Source organism: Roseovarius faecimaris (assembly GCF_009762325.1).
In the GTDB taxonomy this organism is placed as follows: domain Bacteria; phylum Pseudomonadota; class Alphaproteobacteria; order Rhodobacterales; family Rhodobacteraceae; genus Roseovarius; species Roseovarius faecimaris.
Genome location: NZ_CP034348.1, coordinates 904,180 through 923,331, shown reverse-complemented (window position 1 = coordinate 923,331; position 19,152 = coordinate 904,180). Strand labels below are relative to the sequence as shown.

Here is a 19,152-nt window from a genome sequence, read left to right as displayed (position 1 = left end):
TGACGGGGGGTCTCTATTTTCAACCGCGGTGATTTTCGCTTAAGCGAAAATCACCAATCCTCACGCTCGACGACGCGGGTCTTGATCGGCAGTTTCATCGCCGCCAGGCGCAGGGCCTCGCGGGCGATGTCTTCGCTGACACCGTCGATCTCGAACATCACGCGACCGGGCTTGACCTTGCAGGCCCAGTAATCGACCGAACCCTTACCTTTACCCATCCGCACTTCGGTGGGCTTGGAGGTCACCGGCGTATCCGGGAAGATCCGGATCCAGACCCGGCCCTGACGTTTCATGTGACGCGTCATGGCCCGGCGGGCGGCTTCGATCTGGCGTGCGGTGACGCGCTCGGGCTGCGTGGCCTTCAGGCCGTAGGAGCCAAAGTTCAGGTCAGACCCGCCCTTGGCTTCACCCTTGATGCGGCCCTTGAACTGCTTGCGGAATTTTGTGCGCTTTGGTTGCAGCATTTATCTACCCTCCTCAGCGACGGCCGCCAGCGCCACGGGGCGCGGGACCATCCTGCAGTTCCTGGGCTTTGCGATCACGAGCCGACGGATCGTGCTCCATGATCTCACCCTTGAAGATCCACACCTTGATGCCGATGATCCCGTAAGGGGTTTCAGCTTCAACATTGGCGTAGTCGATATCGGCGCGCAGCGTGTGCAGCGGCACCCGGCCTTCGCGGTACCATTCGGTGCGGGCAATCTCGGCCCCGCCCAGACGGCCGGCGACATTCACACGGATGCCCAGGGCCCCCATGCGCATGGCGTTCTGCACGGCGCGTTTCATGGCACGGCGGAAGCTGACCCGGCGTTCCAGCTGCTGAGCGATGCTTTCACCCACCAGAGCCGCGTCCAGTTCCGGCTTGCGCACTTCCACGATGTTCAGGTGCAGTTCGCTGTCGGTCATGGCCGAAAGCTTCTTGCGCAGGGTTTCGATATCGGCGCCTTTCTTGCCGATGATCACGCCCGGGCGCGCGGTGTGCACCGTCACGCGGCACTTCTTGTGCGGACGTTCGATGATCACGCGGCTCACACCGGCCTGTTTGCACTCTTTCTTGATGAAATCGCGCATCGCGATGTCTTCCAGCAGCAGATCACCATAATCTTTGGTGTCGGCATACCAGCGGCTGTCCCAGGTGCGGTTCACCTGAAGACGCATGCCAATCGGATTGACTTTGTTACCCATTAGGCTTGCTCCTCAACTTCACGCACCTTGATGGTGAGCTCTGAAAACGGCTTCATGATGCGGCCAAACCGGCCACGCGCGCGCGGACGCCCGCGCTTCATCACGAGGTTCTTGCCAACATAGGCCTCGGCCACAATCAGCTCGTCCACATCCAGGTTGTGGTTGTTTTCGGCATTGGCAATCGCGGACTGAAGGCATTTCTTCACATCCTCGGCAATCCGCTTGTTCGAGAAGGTCAGGTCATTGAGAGCCTTGTCCACCTTCTTGCCCCGGATCATCGCCGCAACCAGGTTCAGTTTCTGCGGGCTGGTGCGCAGCATGCGCAGCTTCGCCATCGCTTCGTTGTCCGCCACGCGGCGGGGATTTTTATCCTTACCCATGGCTTACTTCCTCTTGGCTTTCTTGTCGGCGGCATGGCCATAATAGGTCCGCGTCGGGGAGTATTCGCCGAACTTCTGACCGATCATGTCTTCCGTGACATTGACGGGGATGTGTTTCTTGCCGTTGTAGACGCCAAACGTCAGGCCCACGAACTGGGGCAGGATCGTCGAGCGGCGCGACCAGATCTTGATGACTTCATTGCGCCCTGACTCGCGCGATGCTTCGGCTTTTTTCAGCACGTAGGCATCCACGAAAGGGCCTTTCCATACGGAACGAGACATTGATTAACGCCCCTTCTTCTTGGCGTGACGCGAGCGGATGATCAGCTTTTGCGACGCTTTGTTCTTGTTGCGGGTGCGCGCACCCTTTGTCGGCTTGCCCCAGGGCGTGACCGGGTGGCGACCACCCGAGGTCCGGCCCTCACCACCACCATGGGGGTGGTCGATCGGGTTCATGACCACGCCGCGTACGCTCGGGCGGATGCCCTTGTGACGCATGCGGCCGGCCTTGCCGAAGTTCTGGTTCGAGTTGTCGGGGTTGCTGACAGCGCCGACGGTCGCCATGCATTCCTGGCGCACCATGCGCAGCTCGCCCGAGCTGAGGCGGATCTGAGCGTATCCCCCGTCGCGGCCGACGAACTGGGCGTAAGTGCCAGCGGCGCGCGCGATCTGACCACCCTTGCCGGGCTTCAGCTCGATATTGTGCACGATTGTCCCGATCGGCATGCCCGAGAAGGGCATCGCGTTGCCGGGCTTGATGTCGGCCTTCGCGGAGGCGATGATCTGATCGCCCACGGCGAGGCGCTGGGGTGCCAGCACATAGGCCTGCTCGCCATCCTCGTATTTCACGAGAGCGATGAACGCGGTCCGGTTCGGGTCGTATTCGATCCGTTCAACGGTCGCGGCCACATCGAATTTGTTGCGTTTGAAGTCAACGATCCGGTAGAGGCGTTTTGCCCCCCCACCCCGCCGCCGCGAGGTAATACGTCCGGTGTTGTTGCGGCCGCCCGACTTGGTCAAACCCTCGGTGAGAGATTTGACAGGACGTCCTTTATACAGCTCCGAACGGTCAATCAGCACCAGCCCACGCTGGCCCGGCGTCGTTGGTTTGTACGACTTGAGTGCCATGCTTTCTGTCTTCCGTCTAGCAAACGACGGGTTGCCCCGCCTATGTGATAGCCCCCTCGAGAGGTGACCTGTTGTATAGGCCCCCGTAGGTGCCCGGTTAGAATGGTGCGTGTAAACACACACCCTACGGCGGTGCGATATGTAGGGTGTGTGTTTACACGCACCTCACAAACCAAAAGCACAGCCCCGGACGAATCCGGGGCCTTGCCGATGGGGTCTAGTAGGGGAAGGCCGGGTGTACGTCAAGCGCCTCGCCCAAGAAAAACAGCGCTTTCACCCCGCTCAACGCCGCCCGGCCATCGCCAGCCCCCGGGATGGCGATCCTGACCGTTATTCTAAAGCCCTTTATCCCCGCCACATCCGCACTTGAGACGAGCGGCGCGCCCAGCCCCATCATATCGCCAGCCCAAAGAGGGGGGCTGGCGATGGCCGGGCGCCTTTGGCGCTGTTAACCGGCCTGTTTGGTTTTCAAACCCCGCAAATGGGAGCGAAAACACTTTACGTCTTACAATACTATTGCTGGTTAGGTAATCGAGGCGTTTCGCACAGCAGCCGCATATGCCATTTGAATTCTTCGGGAGCTCCGTCTTCCCAAGGCCATTGCTTCGATGCAGTGGGATAGATGAACTGCAGCATTCTGAAGTCTTCACCTTGGTAAAGCCACAGACCCCATCCGAGATAGTCGCGATAGTACTGTTTCAACATCGGGCTAAAGACGACCGGATATCCCTCTAGGAATTCATTGTACGTTTTATTTTGTACGAACTCCTCCCCTTGGCGTATGCGTTCATTGTATTCGTTGATGATCCAATGCGCTGCGTCGAGGTCCAAACCAACGACAATAAGATCCGGTTGCTGAGAAGTCGCTTCGATCCCAATGGAGTAAGCGAAATTCGGCACTTGGTCGTCACCAAGTATCTTTAAAACATGACAACCATAGGCGTTAATGTCATTGAGGGCTTTTACTTCTTCTTCGGTCATGGCTACGACTGGTCGCAGCATGACACTCTAATTGCAACGCAAAACGAAAAACCCGGCCACTTTCGCAGCCGGGGATTCTCAATGTCTACCGTAGGGCGAGGCTCACCCCGCCACACCGATCAAAGACCGGTGCTCACGTCAATCGTGTTGCCTTCTTCCAGCGTCACATAGGCTTTCTTGACATCCTTGCGGGTGCCCGGACGGCCACGGAAGCGTTTGTTTTTGCCTTTGGTGATGGTCGTGTTCACGGCCTTCACCTTGACACCGAACAGCGCCTCGACCGCTTCTTTGATCTGCGGTTTGGCCGCATCGATGGCCACTTCGAACACCACCGCGTTGGCCTCGGAGGCCATGGTGGCTTTCTCGGTGATCACCGGCTTGCGGATCACGTCGTAATGTTCTGGTTTCGCGCTCATTTCAGACGAGCCTCCAGTGCTTCGACACCCGCCTTGGTGAGCACCAGGGTGTCACGCTTGAGGATGTCATATACGTTTGCGCCCATGCTCGGCAGAACATCGAGGTTCTCGATATTGGCCGCGGCCTTGGCGAAGCCTTCGTTGACCGAAGCCCCGTCGATGACCAGTGCGCGTTTCCAGCCCAGATCCTTGATCTGCTTGGCCAGCTCCTTGGTCTTGCCTGCGGCATCGGCGGCTTCGATGATCACGAGCTCGCCCGCTTTCAGCTTGGCCGACAGGGCGTGTTTCAGACCCAGCTGACGCACCTTCTTGGGCAGGTCATGCGCATGGCTGCGCGGGGTCGGGCCCTTGTAGATACCACCCTTGCGGAAGATCGGCGCGTTGCGGTCACCGTGGCGTGCGCCGCCGGTGCCCTTCTGGCGATAGATCTTCTTGGTGGAATACGAGGTCTCGGACCGCGTTTTGACCTTGTGGGTGCCCTGCTGCGCCTTGTTGCGCTGCCAGCGGACGACGCGGTGCAGAATGTCCGCGCGCGGTTCCAGGCCGAAGATGTCTTCGCCCAGATCGACCGAGCCGGCCTTGCCGCCGTCCAGTTTGATCACGTCGAGTTTCATTCTTCGCCTTCCTTCTTCTCGGCTTCAGCGGCTTGAGCTTCAGCAACTTTGTCGACCTTGGCCTCTTCGGCCTCGGCGGCCTCGATAGCGGCCTGTTCGGCTTCGGCTGCGGCGGCGGCTGCGGCTTCGGCCTCGGCGGCTGCAGCGGCAGCAGCTTCTTCAGCGGCTTTCGCGGCTTCCTCGGCGGCCGATTTCAACGCGGCGGGCACAATGGCGTTTTCAGGGAACGGTTTCTTGACCGCGTCCTTGATCGTCACCCATCCGCCCTTGGAGCCGGGAACGGCGCCTTTGACCATGATCAGGCCACGGTCGGCATCGGTCTTGACCACCTGCAGGTTCTGCGTCGTCACCTTCGCGGCACCCATATGGCCGGCCATCTTCTTGCCTTTGAAGACCTTGCCCGGATCCTGACACTGACCGGTCGAGCCGTGCGAGCGGTGGCTGATCGAGACACCGTGCGAGGCGCGCAGGCCGCCGAAGTTGTGGCGTTTCATGGCACCGGCAAAGCCCTTACCGATCGAGGTGCCCGACACGTCCACGAACTGACCTTCGAAGTAATGGTTGGCGGTGATTTCCTCACCCACATCAATCATCGCCTCGGGGGCCACGCGGAACTCGGCCACTTTGCGTTTCGGTTCGACCTTCACGGCGGCAAAGGCGCCACGCTGGGCCTTGTTCACCCGCTTGGCCTTGATCGACCCGGCACCAAGCTGCACCGCCGAGTAGCCGTGCTGCTCAGGGGTGCGGTTGCCGACCACCTGAAGTCTGTCCAGTTGAAGCACGGTCACAGGGATCTGCTTGCCGTCCTCCATGAAAAGCCGGGTCATGCCGACTTTCTTTGCGATTACACCAGAGCGCAACATTTCAACTGCCCTCCTCAGACCGAGATCTGAACGTCCACACCGGCGGCCAGGTCGAGCTTCATCAGCGCGTCCACGGTCTGCGGGGTGGGGTCAACGATATCCAGCAGGCGCTTATGCGTGCGGATTTCGAACTGATCACGGGATTTCTTGTTCACGTGGGGGCCACGCAGAACGGTGAATTTCTCGATTTTGTTCGGCAGCGGGATCGGGCCACGCACGTCAGCGCCGGTGCGCTTGGCGGTGTTGACGATCTCCTGCGTGCTGGCGTCCAGAACACGGTAGTCAAACGCCTTCAGCCGAATGCGGATGTTTTGGCTTTGCATATGTCTAGCCTTTCAAGGCTTGAGAGTTGATAGGAGGACGGCCGGACCATCCGGCCCCCCTCGTCGAACCCGTAGGGCGCGCCGGTACAGCGCGCCCATGGAGGTGTTTTGTCAGACGTTGATTACTCGATGATTTTCGAGACAACGCCGGCGCCGACGGTGCGGCCGCCTTCACGGATGGCGAAGCGCAGACCGTCTTCCATGGCGATCGGGGCGATCAGCTCGACACCGAACTTCAGGTTGTCGCCGGGCATAACCATCTCGGTGCCTTCGGGCAGCTCAACGGTGCCGGTCACGTCCGTCGTACGGAAGTAGAACTGCGGACGGTAGTTGGCGAAGAACGGCGTGTGACGGCCACCTTCCTCTTTGGTGAGGATGTAGGCTTCGGCTTCGAACTTGGTGTGCGGGGTCACGGAACCCGGCTTGCAGAGAACCTGACCACGCTCAACGCCGTCACGGTCGATGCCGCGCAGCAGGGCGCCGATGTTGTCGCCGGCTTCACCGCGATCGAGCAGTTTGCGGAACATTTCCACACCGGTGCAGGTGGTTTTCTGGGTGTCGCGGATACCGACGATTTCGATCTCGTCGCCAACGTTGATCACGCCACGCTCAACACGGCCGGTCACAACCGTACCACGACCCGAGATCGAGAACACGTCTTCGACCGGCATCAGGAAGGGCTGGTCCACGGCACGGGCCGGGGTCGGGATGTACTCGTCAACAGCGGCCATCAGAGCGCGGATCGAGTTTTCGCCGATTTCCGGGTCACGGCCTTCCATTGCGGCCAGGGCCGAGCCGGGGATGACGGGGATGTCGTCGCCGGGGAAGTCGTAGGAGCTCAGCAGCTCGCGGATTTCCATTTCCACCAGTTCCAGCAGCTCGTCGTCGTCGACCTGGTCAACCTTGTTCATGTAGACGACCATGTAGGGGATACCCACCTGACGGCCGAGCAGGATGTGCTCGCGGGTCTGGGGCATCGGGCCGTCGGCTGCGTTCACCACCAGGATGGCACCGTCCATCTGCGCGGCACCGGTGATCATGTTTTTCACATAGTCAGCGTGGCCGGGGCAGTCGACGTGCGCGTAGTGACGCGTCTCGGTTTCGTATTCGACGTGTGCGGTCGAGATGGTGATGCCGCGGGCTTTCTCTTCGGGGGCGCCGTCGATCTGGTCGTAGGCTTTGAAGTCACCGAAGTATTTGGTGATTGCTGCGGTCAGCGTGGTTTTGCCGTGGTCAACGTGGCCGATGGTGCCGATGTTGACGTGCGGTTTGGAACGGTCAAACTTTTCCTTTGCCATGGTATTGGCTCCTTCTTTTTAAGTCGTGCGGTGCGTGACATCACGCACCCTACGGGGGTGGTAGGGTGGGCCCCTGTCAGGCCCACCGCAGTTAGGCGTATTTCGCTTGGATCTCTTCCGAGATGTTGCTGGGCACCGCATCGTAATGCGAGAACTGCATGGTGAACTGGGCCCGGCCCGACGACATCGACCGCAGCGTGTTGATGTAGCCAAACATATTGGCCAGAGGAACGTTGGCATTGATCGCGATGGCGTTGCCACGCGGCTCCTGCCCCGACACCTGGCCGCGACGGCTGGTCAGATCGCCGATGATGTTGCCGGTGTAGTCTTCCGGCGTGATCACTTCGACTTTCATGATCGGTTCCAGCAGTTTCGCACCGGCCTTTTTCAGACCTTCGCGCATGCACATCCGGGCAGCGATTTCAAAGGCCATGACCGAGGAGTCCACATCGTGGAATTTACCGTCGATCAGCGCGACTTTGAAGTCGATCACGGGGAAGCCCGCCAGCGGGCCGCTGTCCATGACGCTTTCGATGCCTTTCTCGACGCCGGGCACGTATTCCTTCGGAACGGCACCACCAACGATGCGGCTCTCGAACGAATAGCCTTCGCCGGCTTCGGTCGGCGTGATGATCATCTTCACCTCGGCGAACTGACCCGAACCACCCGACTGTTTCTTGTGGGTGTAGGTGTGCTCGACCTCGTGGCTGATCGTCTCGCGATAGGCCACCTGCGGCGCGCCGATATTGGCTTCGACCTTGAACTCGCGCTTCAGACGATCCACAAGGATGTCCAGGTGCAGTTCGCCCATGCCCTTCATGATGGTCTGACCGCTTTCAAGGTCGGTCTCCACGCGGAAGGACGGATCTTCTGCCGCCAGACGGGCCAGACCCTGGCTCATCTTTTCCTGGTCGTTCTTGGTCTTGGGCTCCACGGCGATCTCGATCACGGGATCGGGGAACGTCATGGTTTCCAGAACCACCGGGTCGTTGACGGCGCAGAGCGTGTCACCCGTTGTGGTGTCTTTCAGACCCGCAAGCGCGATGATGTCGCCTGCAAACGCTTCGGTGATTTCCTCGCGGTTGTTGGAGTGCATCATCATCATGCGGCCAACGCGCTCTTTCTTGCCCTTGGTCGAGTTCAGCAGGGTGTCACCCTTGTTGAGCACGCCCGAGTAGATGCGCGTGAAGGTCAGCGAGCCGACGAACGGGTCGTTCATGATTTTGAACGCCAGCGCCGAGAAGGCCATGTCGTCATCCGCGCGGCGGGCGATGTTACGCACCTCGTCCTCGTCGCCGGGCTTGAAGCCCATGTAATCAACCACGTCCAGCGGGCTGGGCAGGTAGTCGATCACGGCGTTCAGAAGCGGCTGCACGCCTTTGTTCTTGAAGGCAGAGCCACCAAGAACCGGCACGAAATGCAGGGCCAGCGTGCCCTTGCGCAGCAGTTTGCGCAGGGTGTCCACGTCAGGCTCGTTGCCTTCCAGGTATTCCATCATCGCGTCGTCGTCTTCTTCGACGGCCGCTTCGATCATCTTGCCGCGCCACTCTTCGCAGACATCCTTGAGCTCGTCGCGGATGGGCTGCTTGACCCAGGACGCGCCCAGGTCTTCACCCTTCCAGACCCACTCTTCCATGGTCACGAGGTCAACGAGGCCTTCCAGCTCGTTCTCGGCACCGATCGGAATGGCCACGGGAACGGCGCGCGCGCCGGTGCGGTCTTCGATCATGTGCACACAGTTGAAGAAGTCGGCGCCGATCTTGTCCATCTTGTTGACGAACACGATACGCGGAACCTTATAGCGGTCGGCCTGACGCCACACCGTTTCGGTCTGCGGCTCCACACCGGCGTTGGCGTCGAGCACACACACGGCACCGTCGAGCACGGCGAGGCTGCGCTCGACTTCGATGGTGAAGTCAACGTGGCCGGGCGTGTCGATGATGTTCATCCGGTACTTGGTGTCGGACGTGCCTTCGTTGGTCGGTTCTTCCTGACGCTGCCAGAAGGTCGTCGTCGCGGCGGACGTGATAGTGATCCCGCGCTCCTGCTCCTGCTCCATCCAGTCCATCGTGGCCGCACCATCGTGCACCTCACCGATGTTGTGGGATTTGCCGGTGTAATACAGGATCCGTTCCGAGCAGGTGGTCTTGCCTGCGTCGATATGGGCCATGATGCCGAAGTTGCGGTAGCGTTGGAGCGGATAGTCGCGTGCCATTTGAATGTGCCTCTAGGGTTTTATTACCAGCGGTAATGGCTGAAGGCTTTGTTCGCCTCGGCCATCTTGTGGGTGTCTTCGCGTTTCTTCACGGCCGAGCCGCGCGAGTTGACCGCATCCAGAAGCTCACCGGCAAGGCGCTCTTCCATGGTGTTTTCGTTGCGGCCGCGCGAGGCGGTGATCAGCCAGCGGATCGCAAGCGCTTCGCGGCGCTCGGGGCGCACTTCGACGGGCACCTGGTAGGTGGCACCACCAACACGGCGCGAGCGAACCTCGACCGAGGGTTTGATGTTGTCGAGCGCTTCGTGGAAGATTTCCACCGGCGCGCGCTTCACCTTGTCCTCAACGCGGTCGAGCGCGTTGTAGACGATTTTCTCTGCAACCGACTTCTTGCCGTCGATCATCAGGTTGTTCATGAATTTGGTCAGCACCCGGTCGCCATATTTGGCGTCGGGCAGCACTTCGCGTTTTTCTGCGGCGTGACGACGAGACATCTCAGTATTCCTCTTACTTCGGACGCTTGGCGCCGTATTTCGAACGGCGTTGTTTCCGGTCCTTGACGCCTTGCGTATCCAGAACGCCGCGCAGGATGTGGTAACGCACACCGGGAAGGTCTTTCACACGGCCGCCACGGATCAGGACCACCGAGTGCTCCTGCAGGTTGTGGCTTTCACCGGGGATGTAGCTGATGACTTCGAAACCATTGGTCAGGCGCACCTTGGCAACCTTCCGCATGGCCGAGTTCGGTTTCTTCGGCGTCGTGGTATAGACGCGCGTGCACACGCCGCGCTTTTGCGGGCAGCCCTGCAGGTGCAGGGATTTGGTGGTGCGGGTTTTCGGCTGGCGCGGTTTGCGGATCAGCTGTTGGATCGTTGGCATTGGGTCTCTTTCCCCGTCTCTCAACACATGTGTCTTGCACGACCAGGCCGTGCGGTTAATCTTCGAGCACCTCACGCGTCCGCAAAGCGCAAACACCGCATGCGTTCCCATTCCGAGGTGAACGACGCGGCGGGTTCCCAGAGGATCGGGGCACTCAAACGGCCCGGATCTTGACCACTACAGTTTTGATATCGACCTGCGGGGCGACCCCCGAGCCGAGATTGGGGGGCGTATACGGGGAGTCGGATGCGTTGTCAACAGCACCCTGACACGGCGCGTGCGTCTCAGCGAAACAGTGACAAACCGGGGCGCTTTGGCGGACACATACCCTGTCGGATTGCGCTTCTGCGGGAAATATCCGGACATGCAATTTCCAAACTCCAAGGGCCCGCTGATCGGCCCCGAAAAGGCCTAGATCAATGCGCGGATCGTTTCGACCAGCTCGGCATTGATGGCGCGCGGGCCGGTGTCTTTGCGGTTGGCATGGCGCCGTGCGCCGGGCACGCGGACGCCCTCGAGCGCGGTCAGCCGGTCCATGAAGCCCTCGACATGATCCTCCCATCCCGGCCCTGCCAGCAGGGCGGGCGACAGCGCGATCACCATCTCGCCGCCACGGGGCGGACCGCCATCGTGATTGTCACGTATCGCGGCCTCATAGCTGAACGCCTCACCGGTCAGCCCCGCCGCCAGCAACTCGACCATCAGCGAAATTGCCGACCCTTTGTAGCCTCCGAAGGGCAGCAGCACACCCTTGGCGATCAGCGCCGGATCGGTGGTCGGGTTGCCCTCGGCATCCAGCCCGGTGCCGGGCGGCACGCTTTTGCCGTCGCGGGCCGCGATCATCACATCGCCCATCGCCATCGCCGCCGTCGCCATATCGTAGCAGACCGGCGCCTTTCCCGGGCGGGGCCAGGCAAAGGAGATCGGGTTCGTGCCAAACAGCTTCTCGGTCGACCCGGCCGGCGCGACCGACGGCATGTAGGCGGTGCAGGCAATCCCGGCCAGATCGCGCTCGGCCAGGAACTCGGTCTCGGGCCAGAGGGCCGCGAAATGGTGAATGTTGGTCAGCGACAATGCCGCCACCCCGATCTGATGCGCCGCATCGGCCAGCGCGCTCAGCCCTGTCGCCTGGGCGAGGGGCGCAAATCCGCCATCCCCGTCCACATGCAGAATCGCCGGGCTGCGGTGGCTCAGCCGGGGCCGGGCGTTGCCGTTCACCTTGCCGCTGCGCAGCGCCTTGACATAGCCCGGGATGCGGAAGAGCCCGTGCGAATGCGATCCATCCCGTTCGGCGCGGGTCACGATATCGGCCACCGCCCCGGCATTGTCCGCATCACAGCCATTGGCCACCAGCGCGCTCTGCGCCAGCGCCTGAATGTCGTCGAGGGAGAGGGATGTCGTGCTCATGCTATTATCCTTTTGCCTGATCACCGGCGCGCCTGCGGACAGGGTGCGGTGCCATCTCTAAGGGATTTTGCCACAAAGCTGCAACACGGGTTTAGGCTGTGCCGCGCCTGCCCCGCCATATACAGCGGCCGGGATGAGAAACCGTCCGGGCCGCGCCTTGCAATCCCGCGTGTTCCCTGCCGCGGCTATTTGCGGCTTGCCGGGCGCGGCGGCATTTGCAACCATGGCGGCAAGAGCAGTCCGGACATCAGGCCCTTCATGCGCGTTATCGGCATCTGTCGCTTTTCCTACCCTGCCCTCGGCGGGTTCAAACGCATGCATGACAGCGTGGAAGACCGCGAGGCTTATCTTTATGCCCCGGACCGCATGGCGCTACGATTTGCCCATTTCGAGGCGCTCACCCTGCCCTCGATCAAGGCCCAGAAGGACCCTCGTTTTACCTTCATCATCCTGATTGGGGAGAGCCTGCCAAAGGTGTATGGCGACCGGCTCCGCGATCTCTGTGCCGGTATTCCCCAGATCAAGATCGTCGCGATGGAGCCGATGAAGCACCGCCTCGCCATGCAGATCGCCATCAAGGAAGAACTGGGCGAGGACACCGAGGAAAACATCCAGTTCCGCCTCGACGATGATGACGCGGTGAATATCAATTTCGTGCGCTCAACCCGCTGGTTTGCCCGCCATACCGAGCCGATGCGCAAACGCTGGAAGAACATGGCGTTCGAATATAACACCGGCTACTCGGTGAGCCTGTCCCCGGACGGCATCAAGGCCGAGGAAATCCAGTCGCCCTTCTGGGCCTGTGGCCTCGCCGTGCTGTTCCGCCCGGGCGACCGCAAGACGGTGATGAACTATGCCCATCACAAGCTGCACACCCACATGCCGACGATGATCAACCCGCATCCGCACATGTATCTGCGTGCCAAGCATGACGACAACGATTCCGCCGCCGCCTACAAGACCGGCGTGCTGACCCCCATCACAGATGCGCAGCGGGCCTATTTCCGCGACAAGTTCAATGTCGACGAAGCGCACGTGAAGCGCGTGTTTTCCGACCCAGCTTTGCCTCGCGATACAGCGTGAACAGACCGCTGCCCATGACGATCCCCGCCCCCAGAAGCGTCAGCGGATCGGGCCAGTCGCCAAACGCCAGCCAGCCAAGGCCCAGCGCGAAGATCAGGCCGGAATAGCGGAACGGGGCGACAAAGCTGATCTCGCCCACGCGCATCACCATGATCGAAAAGAGATAGCCGCCGATGATCAGCACGGCGGCCCCCGTGGTCAGGGCGGCGGCGCGCAGGTCCATCTCGGCCCACGGTTCCAGCAGGCTGGCCAGGCCGAACACCACCATGACCGCCACCGAATTGATGAGTGTCACGAAAATCGACGGCGTCTCTTTCGACAGCCCCCGCGTGGTGAGGTCGCGCATCGTCACGCAGGCGACTGCGGCCAGACCATAGAGCGAGTAGAAAGTGAAGCCATCGGTGCCCGGCCGCACGATCAGCATTACCCCGCCGAACCCAACAATGATGGCCAGCATCCGCCGCCAGCCGATCGGCTCGCGATAGGCGATCGCCGCCCCCAGGGTGACGGTCAGCGGCAAGGCCGCAAGGATCGCGGTGATATTGGCCAGCGGCATGTTGAACAGCGCGGTAAGAAAGAAATACGCAGCCCCCACTTCCGACAGCGTGCGCCAGACGATGAGCCGCCGGTCCCTGCGCGGCGGGCGCACGATCAGGCCGCGCATCCGCCATGCCATCACCGCCACCGCCAGCGAGGTCAGCAGCCCCCGCAGAAACAGCAGCTGGTTGAGCGGGATCTGCCCGGCCATGAGCTTCATGAACGTGTCGTTGAGCACGAAACACGCCATCGACGCCATCATCAGCAGCGCGCCAGTCAAGTTGTCGGATCGTACCATGTGGCCCTGCCCCAGTGTTCCGGCGCATTAGACCCGGTTCCCCCGGTACGGCAAGCGAATTGAGCGCATCATCTGCCACCCCCTGTTTTCTGGCACAGAAAACAGTCTCGAAAATGTGTCATTTTCGATTGGCGCTCAACTCAGGGCATGCGCGATCTGACGGTGCAGCGCGGGGTTGGCGGCCAGCACGCCATTGAGCCGCGGATCGGGGTTGTTGAAGATCAGCCCCTGCCCCGCCTGGTCCGACGTCACCGCACCCGCTTCGCGCAGGATCAGATCACCGGCGGCGATGTCCCACTCCCAGCTGCGTCTGAGCGTCATCATCGCATCGAACCGGCCTTCGGCGACAAGCCCCAGCCGGTAGGCAAGAGAGGGCCGGTAGGCACGCTGAAACGCGGGCACATGCCCGCCTTTCCAGTGCTTTTGCTCGGTCGCCGGTCGTGCCGCGAGAACGGTGGCCCGCGCGAGGCGCGTCTCCACGCCCACCCGGATCGGCGCATTGTTCAGCGTGGCCCCCTCGCCCGCCGCCGCCGCATAGAGCTTGCCGCGTTTCGGCATGTAGATCACGGCGGCTGTCACCTTGCCCTTCTCGGCCACTGCGATGGAATGCGCCCAGGTGTTCGAGCCTTCGATGAAACTGCGGGTGCCGTCGATCGGGTCGATGATAAAGACACGCTCACGGCTGAGCCGCGCACCATCGTCCGCACTTTCCTCCGAAAGCCAGCCATAATCGCCCCGAGCTCCGCGCAGCTCCTGCTCCAGCAGATCGTTCACGGCGATATCGGCCTCGGTGACCGGCCCGGCACCTTCCGGTTTGTCCCAGCGCACGGCACTTTCACCGGCATAGCGCATCGCTACCTCTCCCGCCGCCCGCGCCGCCTCGATCAGAAGCGGCAGATCACGCGCCGGCAAGGGTCAGACCTTCGACCAGAAGCGAGGGCACGACGCGACTGACCCAGGCGCGCGCATCATTGGCAGGCGTGATGTGGCGCAGCATATTCGGCAGGCTGCCGGCGATGGTGCATTCGTTGACCGGGTATTGCACCTCGCCGTTTTCCACCCAGAAGCCGCTTGCCCCGCGTGAATAATCGCCTGTATTGGGATTGATCGTCGAGCCGATCATGCCGGTGACCAGAAGGCCCGTGCCCATTTCCTTCAGCAGGTCGTCCCGGCTTTGATCACCCTGGGTCAGAGCCACGCTCCACGAACTCGGGCTTGGCGGGCTGCCGGGGCCGCGCTTGGCGTTGGCCGTCGAGGTCATGCCCAGCTTCCGGGCCGAGGCCAGGTCCAGCGTCCAGCCGGTCAGCACACCGTCCTTGACGATATCGCGCGGCTTTGTCGGCAAGCCTTCCGCATCGAAGGGGCGTGACGCCGAAACGCGCGGGCGCAACGGGTCTTCGTGCAGGCTCAACCCTGCGGGCAGCACCGCCTCACCCAGACTGTCGCGCAGCCAGGAGGCCCCGCGCGCAACCGAAGCGCCATTGGCCGCCACCAGAAGATGCCCGATCAGCGTCCCCGCCACGCGCTCGTCAAAGAGCACCGGAAAGGCCCCCGTCGGGGGCTTGCGCGCGCCCAGCTGGGCGACCGTGCGCTCCCCGGCGCGGATCCCGATCTCCTCGGCGCTGCGCAGATCGGACTGAAAAATCCGGCTGTCGCTGTCATAGTCGCGCTCCATGCCGGTCCCTGTGCCCGCGATGGCCACACATGAGATCCCCCTGTCGGTGCGGGTGAACCCGGCGGAAAAGCCATTGCTTGCGGCCTGGTAAATCTCGCGCCAGTGATAGGCGGCACTTGCGGATTGAACCTGCGTGATCCCCTTGACCGCAAGCGCTGCCGCCTCGGCGCGCGCCGCCTCGTCCTGTAACTCCTGCGGGCTGGGTTCGGGGGCCGGGTCGGACAGCTCCAGCGCGGCCATGTCCCAGCCTTGCGCCAACTCGTCCGGCCGGGCGAGGCCCACATAGGGATCATCCGGCGCTTCGCGCGCCATGGCCACCGCGCGTTCGGAGAGCTGATCCAGCGTTGCCTCGCGCAGATCGGCCGCCGACACGATGGCTTGTTTCTGCCCGATAAGCACGCGCAGGCCGATATCCACGCCCTCGGCCCGCTCTGCCTGTTCCAGCGTCCCGCCGCGCATGTCGATGGTCATGGCATGGCCCTGCACCGCCAGCACATCCGCCGCCTCGGCCCCCGCCTTGAGCGCACGGTCGATCAATGCGTGGGTCACGGTCTCCAGCGATGCGCTCATGGGTCAGCCTCCTTTACCGCGCAAAGAGGTAGAGCGGCGCGCGCCGGGATACAATGGGTTTCAGCCCGGGACCGGCACTTACCGCAGCCGCTGCCCGTTGGCCGAGATCTGACCGTTGGGCTTCACTTCGATGACCGAGCGCAGCGTATCCTCGCCGTCGCCTGCCACGGCGACACTGCCGATCATCAGCCGATAACCCGAGGCCTCTCCGGCGCTTATCAGCCCCATCGCGATCAGGTTGTCAATCAACCCGTTCACCCCGGAGGCGTTCAGTGAAAGCGTGCCCTCCGGGGCGGGGATCCCGTCAAAGGTGTCATAGTCGGAATTGTCGAAGGTAAACGACCCCTCGCCATCCACCGCGAGCCCGGCCAGATCAAGCCTGAGCGCATCGAGTGTCAGACCGTGCAGCAGCACCGGGCTTTGCGCATCGGGGCCCATCTGCATCCAGCGGTTGAGATCCAGCAGGTCCATCAGAAGCTCGATCTGCCCTGAAAGGTTCAGCGTGAGGCTCGCCGGATCGCGCGGCAATTGTGCGCCGGGGTCGATCATGGCCCAGAGCGCCTCGTCAATGGCCAGGTTCTCGATCATGGTGTTCAGTGTGAACGGTCCCGTGCCTTCAGTTGCATTGAGCGGCATCACCAGCGCGCCTTCCATCGCCCCGGCTGTGGCCTTGATCGGGATCGGCAGCGCCTCTGCGACCTGGAATTCCATCCAGATATCGGAATTGCGCCCCGTGGCGTTCAGGCCCGAGGCGTCGAGGACATAGCTGATGCTGTCGGTCAGGTAGCCGTAATTCTGGACTGCCAGCAACTCACCATCAAGCGTGCTCGTCGTGGTGCTGTCCAGCCGAGCGCCTTCTGTGGTAACTTTTACCGCAAGCCCGTCGCGCAACCCTTGCGCAAGGTTCATGAGGTCAATCTTGCCTGCCGGGATCGTCATGGCGAAACCGGACTGCCCGCCTGACAGGACTTGCCTGCCGGTGCTGGAGATACCAAGGTCATCGACCATCTCCACGTCAAACGACATCTCGCCCATGCCACCCTCGCCGGTGACGGTCAGCAACTCGCCCTCCTGGATGCGATAGGTGCCTTGCATTCCGCTCATGCTACCGCTCATGTCGATCTGCATATCCGGGGCCTCGGGCACATTCACCTCACCCAGCCGGAACGAGCCATTCCCAAGGGAATAGGCATAGGTCACATCGCCCGCCTCCCCCGAGGCGGTGGCGCTGTAGCTGGCCCCGTCCATCGTCATCGCCGCCGCAGCCAGCAGCCCTTGGGGCCCGTCCACCCGGAAACGCGCGTACATCTGCGCGGGATGGAGCAAGGCAACCGTGCCATCGCCATTCTCGGCAAGGCTCATGCCAGAGGTCGTGATGCTCACGTCGCCCGCGCCCATCGGCAGGGCCAAGCGGATCACCGTCTCGCCGATCTCAAGCCGGTTGTCCTTGCGCGTGGCGCTTGCCTCCATCTGACCGCCCATGGCCAGGATTGGGGCGCGCATATTGGTCCAGACCTGCTCGGCGGTGACATCGGCCAGCGTCGGCGCGGCGGCGAAGAGGGCAAGGGAGGAAGCGGCGGTAAAAGGCAAAAGGGAACGCAAATCAGTAATCCTTATGGAAATGTATCGAAGGCGTAGGGCCCGGGGAAAAGGGAAAGGCCCGCCAGTCGGACGATGCGGCGGGCCTTCATGTCATACGGGGCGGGAGGCGCTACTGAATGCGCTGCCCGTTGGCCAGGATCTTCCCGTCCGGCTTCACCTCGATCTTGGAGGTCAGGCTGTCTTCGCCCTCACCCGGCACCGCAAAGAGGCCCATCATCATGCGCGCGCCCATCGCCTGCTCTTCCGGCAGCAGCCCCATGGCCACAAGCTTGTCGATCAGGGCATTGCCGCCCGTCAGCTTGAGGTTCACCGCCCCATCCGGCGCGGGCATGCCGTCGAATGTCTCAAGATTCGAGTTGTCGAAGGTGAAATCGCCATTGCCGGTCAGCTCTGCACCGACAAGGCGCACGGTCAGGCCCTTAAGGGTCAGCGCGTTCAGCTCGCCGGGCATCATCTGGCCACGCTCGACCGCTTCCATCTGGGCCGGGTCCATCACGTCGAAATTGAGCTTGCCCATGCCCGTCAGATCAAGCGCCACGGTCGCCGGATCGCGCGGAAGCTGCCCTGCGGGATCGAAGATGCCCCAGATCATGTCCGACATGGTGAAATCGCCCAGGGTGAGGCCAAGGGCGAATTCCTGCGCGCTGTCACTCTTGGAGAGCGGCATTTTCATGCTGAAGGCCGTGTCCTGCATGGCCAGTTCCACGGGGAAGGGAATCTCGCCCCCCGCCATCATCATTTTCATGTTGCTGGCCGTACCGGCATAGGCAAGCTGACTTTCGTCCATCGCCATCTGCAAGGCGCCGCTGTCAGAGCTTGTGGTCGCCTCCACCCTCTCGCCACGGTCTTCGAATTCGAAATCGGTGGCGCCGCCGGTGTAGCTGAAGCCGCCGTTGAAACCAAAGCCCGCCTTGAGCATCGCGGCCATGTCATCGGGGTTCATGTTCATCGGGAAGCTGCCGCCGCCGTCGAAACTCATCGTGTCGTATTTGCTGTTCATTTTCAGGTAGCCGCTGCCCGACGGATCCTTGAAATCCACCACGAGGCTTACCGGGCCGGTGGTCATGCTCTGCTCGCTCACGCGCAGGTTGCCGACCTTCATCGACGTGGTGCCGGCCAGATTTGCCACGCTCATCTCGGCGGCCCCGACATCAATCGTCTGACCTTCCACGACCAGCGTTTTCAGCGCCAGGCTGACCGCATTGGCCGAATAGGTATAGAGCAGATCATTCGTCTCTCCGGACACAACCATCGAGAACGCGTCGGTGACATATTCGAGGGCAATATCGGCATCGTCGTCGCCGGGCGTGTCGACCCTGATATTCATCGGCATCACCGGCGGCAGCTCAATCGACACGGTGCCGTCGCCGTTTTCGACAAAGCTGAGCTGTGGCAGGGTCATCGAAACCGACGCATCCTCTTCGGGGATCTGCATCGACATGGTCACATCCGAGACCGTCAGCGTGCCGCCGGAGGCCGCCTCGCTTCCGTCGATCGTGTAGCCGAAGCCGGTCATGTAGCCTTTCCAGTCGTCCCAGACCGCCTGCGCGGAAACCTCGGCGAATGCGGCCGTTCCACTCATGAAAATACTGAGCGCCGCCACGCTGGCGGCCGTTTTATGCATCAAGGGCATTATCAAGCCTTTCTATCTAACAAATCACTGGCACGCAGCTTCCGACTTAGCGCCCTGAGGGTCAA

At 61.9% G+C, this 19,152-nt stretch carries 21 protein-coding genes; 1 reads left to right on the top strand and 20 read right to left on the bottom strand.

The window, feature by feature from the left end; genetic code table 11:
- Positions 1-50 precede the first annotated feature (50 nt).
- From rplP to EI983_RS04805, 15 genes are all read right to left on the bottom strand, one after another.
- A complete protein-coding gene (rplP, locus tag EI983_RS04875) occupies positions 51-464 on the bottom strand; it encodes a 50S ribosomal protein L16 (protein WP_157706277.1) in 414 nt (137 codons plus the stop codon).
- A gap of 13 nt (positions 465-477) precedes the next feature.
- Positions 478-1,185, bottom strand: coding sequence for a 30S ribosomal protein S3 (gene rpsC / locus EI983_RS04870; RefSeq protein WP_157706276.1), 708 nt, complete (start codon positions 1,183-1,185; stop codon positions 478-480).
- Complete coding sequence (gene rplV / locus EI983_RS04865; protein WP_157706275.1) at positions 1,185-1,565, bottom strand: 50S ribosomal protein L22; 381 nt, start codon at positions 1,563-1,565, stop codon at positions 1,185-1,187. The genes rpsC and rplV overlap by 1 nt, the downstream gene beginning before the upstream one ends.
- A gap of 3 nt (positions 1,566-1,568) precedes the next feature.
- Positions 1,569-1,847, bottom strand: a complete 279-nt coding sequence (gene rpsS / locus EI983_RS04860; protein WP_111363269.1) for a 30S ribosomal protein S19 — start codon at positions 1,845-1,847, stop codon at positions 1,569-1,571.
- A 3-nt stretch (positions 1,848-1,850) separates the two neighbouring features.
- Positions 1,851-2,693: a 50S ribosomal protein L2 gene (gene rplB / locus EI983_RS04855; RefSeq protein ID WP_157706274.1), complete on the bottom strand. Its 843-nt coding sequence runs from the start codon at positions 2,691-2,693 to the stop codon at positions 1,851-1,853.
- A gap of 513 nt (positions 2,694-3,206) precedes the next feature.
- A complete protein-coding gene (locus EI983_RS04850) occupies positions 3,207-3,674 on the bottom strand; it encodes a DUF4262 domain-containing protein (RefSeq protein WP_157706273.1) in 468 nt (155 codons plus the stop codon).
- A gap of 119 nt (positions 3,675-3,793) precedes the next feature.
- Entirely contained in the window at positions 3,794-4,090 is a 297-nt protein-coding gene (locus EI983_RS04845; RefSeq protein WP_157706272.1) for a 50S ribosomal protein L23, read from the bottom strand.
- Entirely contained in the window at positions 4,087-4,704 is a 618-nt protein-coding gene (gene rplD, locus EI983_RS04840; protein ID WP_157706271.1) for a 50S ribosomal protein L4, read from the bottom strand. Before rplD ends, EI983_RS04845 begins: the two co-directional genes overlap by 4 nt.
- Entirely contained in the window at positions 4,701-5,567 is an 867-nt protein-coding gene (gene rplC / locus EI983_RS04835) for a 50S ribosomal protein L3 (RefSeq protein WP_157706270.1), read from the bottom strand. The genes rplD and rplC overlap by 4 nt, the downstream gene beginning before the upstream one ends.
- A gap of 14 nt (positions 5,568-5,581) precedes the next feature.
- Positions 5,582-5,890, bottom strand: coding sequence for a 30S ribosomal protein S10 (gene rpsJ, locus EI983_RS04830; RefSeq protein ID WP_057795293.1), 309 nt, complete (start codon positions 5,888-5,890; stop codon positions 5,582-5,584).
- A gap of 122 nt (positions 5,891-6,012) precedes the next feature.
- On the bottom strand, positions 6,013-7,188 hold the full coding sequence (tuf, locus tag EI983_RS04825) for an elongation factor Tu (RefSeq protein WP_157706269.1): 1,176 nt from the start codon (positions 7,186-7,188) through the stop codon (positions 6,013-6,015).
- A gap of 91 nt (positions 7,189-7,279) precedes the next feature.
- On the bottom strand, positions 7,280-9,403 hold the full coding sequence (gene fusA, locus EI983_RS04820) for an elongation factor G (RefSeq protein ID WP_157706268.1): 2,124 nt from the start codon (positions 9,401-9,403) through the stop codon (positions 7,280-7,282).
- Between the two features lie 23 nt (positions 9,404-9,426).
- Positions 9,427-9,897 carry a 30S ribosomal protein S7 gene (gene rpsG, locus EI983_RS04815; RefSeq protein WP_157706267.1) on the bottom strand — a complete coding sequence of 157 codons (471 nt, stop codon included), beginning with the start codon at positions 9,895-9,897 and terminating at the stop codon, positions 9,427-9,429.
- 13 nt (positions 9,898-9,910) lie between these two features.
- Positions 9,911-10,282, bottom strand: a complete 372-nt coding sequence (gene rpsL, locus EI983_RS04810) for a 30S ribosomal protein S12 (protein WP_157706266.1) — start codon at positions 10,280-10,282, stop codon at positions 9,911-9,913.
- Positions 10,283-10,693: 411 nt separating this feature from the next.
- Positions 10,694-11,689: an Ldh family oxidoreductase gene (locus EI983_RS04805; protein ID WP_157706265.1), complete on the bottom strand. Its 996-nt coding sequence runs from the start codon at positions 11,687-11,689 to the stop codon at positions 10,694-10,696.
- Positions 11,690-11,947: 258 nt separating this feature from the next.
- On the opposite strand from EI983_RS04805, the gene EI983_RS04800 reads away from it, so the two are divergent.
- Positions 11,948-12,772: a glycosyltransferase gene (locus EI983_RS04800; protein WP_157706264.1), complete on the top strand. Its 825-nt coding sequence runs from the start codon at positions 11,948-11,950 to the stop codon at positions 12,770-12,772.
- Here the strand turns inward: EI983_RS04800 and EI983_RS04795 are convergent.
- The 5 genes from EI983_RS04795 to EI983_RS04775 form a co-directional block, all read right to left on the bottom strand.
- The gene (locus tag EI983_RS04795; RefSeq protein WP_157706263.1) at positions 12,705-13,607 is read right to left on the bottom strand and encodes a DMT family transporter; all 903 of its coding nucleotides are present in this window, start codon (positions 13,605-13,607) and stop codon (positions 12,705-12,707) included. The two genes, EI983_RS04800 and EI983_RS04795, sit on opposite strands and share 68 nt — an antisense overlap.
- Before the next feature lie 135 nt (positions 13,608-13,742).
- A complete protein-coding gene (locus EI983_RS04790; RefSeq protein ID WP_157706262.1) occupies positions 13,743-14,519 on the bottom strand; it encodes a 3'(2'),5'-bisphosphate nucleotidase CysQ in 777 nt (258 codons plus the stop codon).
- The gene (locus tag EI983_RS04785) at positions 14,506-15,852 is read right to left on the bottom strand and encodes a TldD/PmbA family protein (RefSeq protein WP_157706261.1); all 1,347 of its coding nucleotides are present in this window, start codon (positions 15,850-15,852) and stop codon (positions 14,506-14,508) included. Before EI983_RS04785 ends, EI983_RS04790 begins: the two co-directional genes overlap by 14 nt.
- A gap of 78 nt (positions 15,853-15,930) precedes the next feature.
- Positions 15,931-17,454: a DUF2125 domain-containing protein gene (locus EI983_RS04780; RefSeq protein WP_157706260.1), complete on the bottom strand. Its 1,524-nt coding sequence runs from the start codon at positions 17,452-17,454 to the stop codon at positions 15,931-15,933.
- A 109-nt stretch (positions 17,455-17,563) separates the two neighbouring features.
- Complete coding sequence (locus EI983_RS04775; protein ID WP_157706259.1) at positions 17,564-19,078, bottom strand: DUF2125 domain-containing protein; 1,515 nt, start codon at positions 19,076-19,078, stop codon at positions 17,564-17,566.
- Positions 19,079-19,152: the final 74 nt, after the last annotated feature.

Excerpts from the sequence above, each read along its gene's own strand:
- EI983_RS04850 (WP_157706273.1), bottom strand. The coding sequence starts at position 3,674 with ATGACCGAAGAAGAAGTAAAAGCCCTCAATGACATTAACGCCTATGGT.
- rplP (WP_157706277.1), bottom strand. The coding sequence starts at position 464 with ATGCTGCAACCAAAGCGCACAAAATTCCGCAAGCAGTTCAAGGGCCGC.
- fusA (WP_157706268.1), bottom strand. The coding sequence starts at position 9,403 with ATGGCACGCGACTATCCGCTCCAACGCTACCGCAACTTCGGCATCATG.
- rpsG (WP_157706267.1), bottom strand. The coding sequence starts at position 9,897 with ATGTCTCGTCGTCACGCCGCAGAAAAACGCGAAGTGCTGCCCGACGCC.
- rpsS (WP_111363269.1), bottom strand. The coding sequence starts at position 1,847 with ATGTCTCGTTCCGTATGGAAAGGCCCTTTCGTGGATGCCTACGTGCTG.
- rplD (WP_157706271.1), bottom strand. The coding sequence starts at position 4,704 with ATGAAACTCGACGTGATCAAACTGGACGGCGGCAAGGCCGGCTCGGTC.
- rplB (WP_157706274.1), bottom strand. The coding sequence starts at position 2,693 with ATGGCACTCAAGTCGTACAAACCAACGACGCCGGGCCAGCGTGGGCTG.
- rpsJ (WP_057795293.1), bottom strand. The coding sequence starts at position 5,890 with ATGCAAAGCCAAAACATCCGCATTCGGCTGAAGGCGTTTGACTACCGT.
- EI983_RS04805 (WP_157706265.1), bottom strand. The coding sequence starts at position 11,689 with ATGAGCACGACATCCCTCTCCCTCGACGACATTCAGGCGCTGGCGCAG.
- rpsC (WP_157706276.1), bottom strand. The coding sequence starts at position 1,185 with ATGGGTAACAAAGTCAATCCGATTGGCATGCGTCTTCAGGTGAACCGC.
- EI983_RS04800 (WP_157706264.1), top strand. The coding sequence starts at position 11,948 with ATGCGCGTTATCGGCATCTGTCGCTTTTCCTACCCTGCCCTCGGCGGG.
- rpsL (WP_157706266.1), bottom strand. The coding sequence starts at position 10,282 with ATGCCAACGATCCAACAGCTGATCCGCAAACCGCGCCAGCCGAAAACC.
- EI983_RS04795 (WP_157706263.1), bottom strand. The coding sequence starts at position 13,607 with ATGGTACGATCCGACAACTTGACTGGCGCGCTGCTGATGATGGCGTCG.
- EI983_RS04785 (WP_157706261.1), bottom strand. The coding sequence starts at position 15,852 with ATGAGCGCATCGCTGGAGACCGTGACCCACGCATTGATCGACCGTGCG.
- tuf (WP_157706269.1), bottom strand. The coding sequence starts at position 7,188 with ATGGCAAAGGAAAAGTTTGACCGTTCCAAACCGCACGTCAACATCGGC.
- EI983_RS04845 (WP_157706272.1), bottom strand. The coding sequence starts at position 4,090 with ATGAGCGCGAAACCAGAACATTACGACGTGATCCGCAAGCCGGTGATC.
- rplV (WP_157706275.1), bottom strand. The coding sequence starts at position 1,565 with ATGGGTAAGGATAAAAATCCCCGCCGCGTGGCGGACAACGAAGCGATG.
- EI983_RS04775 (WP_157706259.1), bottom strand. The coding sequence starts at position 19,078 with ATGCATAAAACGGCCGCCAGCGTGGCGGCGCTCAGTATTTTCATGAGT.
- rplC (WP_157706270.1), bottom strand. The coding sequence starts at position 5,567 with ATGTTGCGCTCTGGTGTAATCGCAAAGAAAGTCGGCATGACCCGGCTT.